5 protein-coding genes are annotated in these 3,545 nt (G+C 67.7%); all 5 read left to right on the top strand.

Annotated elements, in window-relative coordinates:
* Positions 1 to 999, top strand: a 999-nt coding sequence (gene paaA, locus GCT19_RS41255) for a 1,2-phenylacetyl-CoA epoxidase subunit PaaA (RefSeq protein ID WP_152855038.1), incomplete at its 5' end; no start/stop codon positions are given.
* A gap of 36 nt (positions 1,000 to 1,035) precedes the next feature.
* The gene (gene paaB, locus GCT19_RS41250; RefSeq protein ID WP_013090772.1) at positions 1,036 to 1,320 is read left to right on the top strand and encodes a 1,2-phenylacetyl-CoA epoxidase subunit PaaB; all 285 of its coding nucleotides are present in this window, start codon (positions 1,036 to 1,038) and stop codon (positions 1,318 to 1,320) included.
* A 7-nt stretch (positions 1,321 to 1,327) separates the two neighbouring features.
* Positions 1,328 to 2,149: a 1,2-phenylacetyl-CoA epoxidase subunit PaaC gene (gene paaC / locus GCT19_RS41245; protein WP_152855037.1), complete on the top strand. Its 822-nt coding sequence runs from the start codon at positions 1,328 to 1,330 to the stop codon at positions 2,147 to 2,149.
* 7 nt (positions 2,150 to 2,156) lie between these two features.
* Complete coding sequence (paaD, locus tag GCT19_RS41240) at positions 2,157 to 2,741, top strand: 1,2-phenylacetyl-CoA epoxidase subunit PaaD (RefSeq protein WP_152855036.1); 585 nt, start codon at positions 2,157 to 2,159, stop codon at positions 2,739 to 2,741.
* 1 nt (position 2,742) lies between these two features.
* Positions 2,743 to 3,545 (top strand): FAD-binding oxidoreductase (locus GCT19_RS41235; protein WP_152855035.1); only part of this gene is annotated, 803 nt, incomplete at its 3' end.

The following is a 3,545-nucleotide window of genomic DNA, read 5'->3' as shown; positions in this document are numbered from 1 at the left end:
ATGTACACCCAATCCCTCGATATCCCCGGCAACGTCGCCCCGCTGGACGCGGACGCGAATTCGCCCGAACAGGCGCGCTTCGACGCGGTCATGGCCGCCGACGGCAAGATCGAGCCGCAGGACTGGATGCCCGACGCGTACCGCAAGACGCTGGTGCGGCAGATCTCGCAGCACGCGCACTCGGAGATCGTCGGCATGCTGCCCGAGGGCAACTGGATCACGCGCGCGCCGAGCCTGAAGCGCAAGGCGATCCTGATCGCCAAGGTGCAGGACGAGGCCGGCCACGGGCTCTACCTGTATAGCGCCGCCGAAACCCTCGGCGTGTCGCGCGAGCAGCTGATCGACGCGCTGCACGCGGGCAAGGCCAAGTATTCGAGCATCTTCAACTACCCGACGCCCACCTGGGCCGACGTCGGCGTGATCGGCTGGCTGGTCGACGGCGCGGCGATCATGAACCAGATCCCGCTGTGCCGCTGCACCTACGGGCCCTACGCCCGCGCGATGATCCGCATCTGCAAGGAAGAGTCGTTCCACCAGCGCCAGGGGTTCGATGCGCTGCTTGCGATGATGGCCGGCACCGACGCGCAGCGCGAGCTCGTGCAGCAGGCGGTGAACCGCTGGTGGTGGCCGGTGCTGATGATGTTCGGCCCGAGCGACAAGGACTCGGTGCACAGCAACCAGTCGGCGCAATGGGGCATCAAGCGCATCACCAACGACGACCTGCGCCAGAAATTCGTCGACGCGACGGTCGAGCAGGCGAAGGTGCTCGGCGTCACGCTGCCCGATGCGGAGCTCAAATGGAACGAGGCGCGCGGCCATTACGACTACGGCGACATCGACTGGGAAGAGTTCTGGCGCGTCGTCAATGGCGACGGCCCGTGCAACCGTGAGCGCCTCGCCACGCGGGTGAAGGCCCATGCGGACGGCGCCTGGGTACGCGAAGCCGCCCTCGCCCATGCCGGGAAGCAGCGCCAGCGCGCGCAACAGCACGCCGCCTGAGTGGCACCGCACATCACAGGAATCAGGAGATCAGCAATGAACAAGGAATGGCCGATTTGGGAAGTGTTCGTGCGCAGCAAGCAGGGACTCGACCACAAGCACTGCGGCAGTCTGCACGCGGCCGACGCGCCGATGGCGCTGCGCATGGCGCGCGACGTCTACACGCGCCGCCAGGAAGGCGTGAGCATCTGGGTGGTGCCGTCCTCGGCGATCACCGCCTCGGCGCCCGACGAGAAGGCCGAGCTGTTCGAACCGGCGGGCGACAAGATCTATCGTCACCCGACGTTCTACACGCTGCCCGACGAAGTCAACCACATGTAAGCGCGCCATGACCACTATGTCCCCTACGTTCACTACGCCCGAACATCTGCAGTACGTGCTGCGCCTCGCCGATACCGCGCTGATCCTCGGTCAGCGCAACAGCGAGTGGTGCGGCCACGGCCCGATCCTCGAAGAGGACATCGCGCTGTCGAACATGAGCCTCGACCTGATCGGCCAGGCGCGCCTGCTGTACACGCATGCGGCCGCGCTCGAACAGCAGCTCACCGGCCGTCAGCGCAGCGAGGACGACTACGCGTACTTCCGCGCCGAGCGCGAGTTCGCGAACTACACGCTCGCCGAGCTGCCGCACTACGGGCCGCTCGCCGGCACTGCGCAGGCGCAGAAGGACTACGCGGTGACGATCGTGCGCAACTTCCTGTACGCGACGCTGATGCTGCATCTGTGGAGCGCGCTGACGCGCTCCGCCGACGAACAGCTCGCCGCGATCGCCGCGAAGTCGATCAAGGAAACGCAGTACCACGTGCATCACGCGAGCGAGTGGCTGATCCGCTTCGGCGACGGCACCGACGAATCGCACCGTCGCGCGCAGGCCGCGCTCGACTACCTGATGCCGTACACGTACGAGTTCTTCAGCGCGGACGCGGTGGAAGACGCGATCGCCGCGGCCGGCCTCGGCCCGCGCACCTCGACGCTGGAAGCCGCATGGCTCGACGACGTGCGCGCCACGCTCGACGCAGCCACGCTGACGCTGCCCGCGGCGCTGCGGCACGTGAGCACGGGCAAGCACGGCGAGCATTCGGAGCACATGGGTTTCGTGCTCGCGGAAATGCAGAGCCTTGCGCGCCAGCATCCGGGCGCGAGCTGGTGAGCCCACGATGACGACCTCGACCGCCGCGCAGCCCGCGTATTCAACCGGCACAGCTGCCACCACCGCCGCCACCGATCCCGCGCTCACCCGCGCCTGGAGCGTGCTCGAAGCGGTACCCGACCCGGAGATCCCGGTGGTATCGATCCGCGAACTGGGCATCCTGCGCGATGTGCGACGCGCCGCGGACGGCGCGCTCGAAGTCGTGATCACGCCGACCTACTCGGGCTGCCCGGCGATGTCGCAGATTGCCGAAGACATCGGCCGTGCGCTCGAGGCTGCGCAGCTCACGCCGTACCGCGTCGCCACCGTGCTCGCGCCGGCGTGGACCACCGACTGGATCACCGCCGCAGCCCGCGAAAAACTGCGCGTCTACGGCATCGCGCCGCCCACGGGCACCTGCGGCGCCGGCGCGCACGCCGCGCCGCAGGAAAAAGTGCTGCGCTTCGTGCCGCGCGCGCTGCCCGCACCGTCCTGCCCGCGCTGCGGCTCGGCGCACACGGAGCGGCTCGCGCAGTTCGGCTCGACCGCCTGCAAGGCCCTGTATCGCTGCCTCGACTGCCGCGAACCCTTCGACTACTTCAAACCGTACTGATATGGCCACCCCGCAATTCCATCCGCTGCGTATCCGCGAAGTACGTCCCGAAACCGCCGATGCGGTGTCGGTTGCCTTCGAAGTCCCGCCCGAACTGCGCGACCAGTACCGCTTCACGCAGGGTCAGTTCGTCACGCTGAAGACGCATATCGACGGCGAGGAAACGCGCCGCTCGTATTCGATCTGCGTGGGCGTCACCGACTACGACCGCGACGGCGAGTTGCGCATCGGCATCAAGCGCGTGCGCGGCGGGCGTTTCTCGAACTTCGCGTTCGACACGCTGCAGCCCGGCCACACGATCGACGTGATGACCCCGGACGGGCGCTTCTTCACGCACCTGAACGCCGAACAGGGCCAGCAGTACCTCGCGTTCTCGGGCGGCTCGGGCATCACGCCGGTGCTCGCGATCATCAAGACGACGCTCGAAGTCGAGCCGCGCAGCACCTTCACGCTGGTGTACGGCAACCGCAGCGTCGACCAGATCATGTTCGCCGAGGAACTCGAGGATCTGAAGAACCGCTTCATGAACCGCTTCGTGCTGTATCACGTGCTGTCGGACGATCTGCAGGACGTCGAACTCTTTAACGGCGTGCTCGACCAGCAGAAGTGCGCGGCGTTCCTCGAACAGCTGCTGCCGGCCGACGCGATCGACGAGGCGTTCATCTGCGGCCCCGCGCCGATGATGGACGCGGCCGAGGCGGCGCTGAAGGCCGCCGGCGTGCCGCCCGCGAAAGTGCACGTCGAGCGCTTTGGCACGCCGCTGCCGCAGGCGGGCGTGCCGCCCGTCGAGATCACCGCGGACAC

The sequence above is a fragment of the Paraburkholderia atlantica genome (genome assembly GCF_009362785.1).
In the GTDB taxonomy this organism is placed as follows: domain Bacteria; phylum Pseudomonadota; class Gammaproteobacteria; order Burkholderiales; family Burkholderiaceae; genus Paraburkholderia; species Paraburkholderia atlantica.
This window is presented reverse-complemented; position numbering and strand designations above follow the sequence as displayed.

Excerpts from the sequence above, each read along its gene's own strand:
- paaD (WP_152855036.1), top strand. The coding sequence starts at position 2,157 with ATGACGACCTCGACCGCCGCGCAGCCCGCGTATTCAACCGGCACAGCT.
- paaB (WP_013090772.1), top strand. The coding sequence starts at position 1,036 with ATGAACAAGGAATGGCCGATTTGGGAAGTGTTCGTGCGCAGCAAGCAG.
- paaC (WP_152855037.1), top strand. The coding sequence starts at position 1,328 with ATGACCACTATGTCCCCTACGTTCACTACGCCCGAACATCTGCAGTAC.